Origin of the sequence: Blautia sp. DFI.1.216 (assembly GCF_020594215.1) — a bacterium.
Lineage (GTDB): Bacteria > Bacillota > Clostridia > Lachnospirales > Lachnospiraceae > Blautia_A > Blautia_A wexlerae.
The window spans coordinates 1-437 of record NZ_JAJDML010000186.1 but is presented as its reverse complement, the minus strand read 5'-3'; the positions used below and the strand labels follow the sequence as shown (position 1 = coordinate 437).

Sequence of the window (437 nt, the reverse complement as noted above, 5' to 3'; positions counted from 1 at the left end):
CTTGCTGAGCAAAACCCTGTATAGTTCTTCTGTTCTTTCTGATGCCATGTTTTTTACCTTTCTTATCATGTTTCTGTGTCACCAGCCATCTGATTTACCTCGTCAAAAATCATATGATATAGCTATGTTTTTTCTTATAGTAACATGCTTCAACTGATATTCGCAATCAGAACATGGAGCTTATTTGATATGGAAAAAAGATTGTGTTACTGTTCAAGGGCTAACTGGACTTAAGAAAACCGATGGTGTAAACTGAAAAACAGTTAAAGCCATCGGTTTTCTTTATCCAAATATCCTGGACACTCTGTCAAATATATTTTCTGGTTCTTCTAAGCGCATCAAAACAAGCATGCTCATGCATTGGCAGAGGTAATCGATGCTCTCGAAACTTCTGAATGTCACGGCCTGCGCCTGTTTCCGCTTATAATTCCTTAGAA

Annotated in this window: 1 pseudogene; it reads right to left on the bottom strand. The window is 37.8% G+C overall.

Going from position 1 to position 437, the window contains the following annotated elements:
• Positions 1-282: 282 nt before the first annotated feature.
• Positions 283-437, bottom strand: a pseudogene (locus LJE11_RS20955) (IS66 family transposase); the annotation flags it as partial.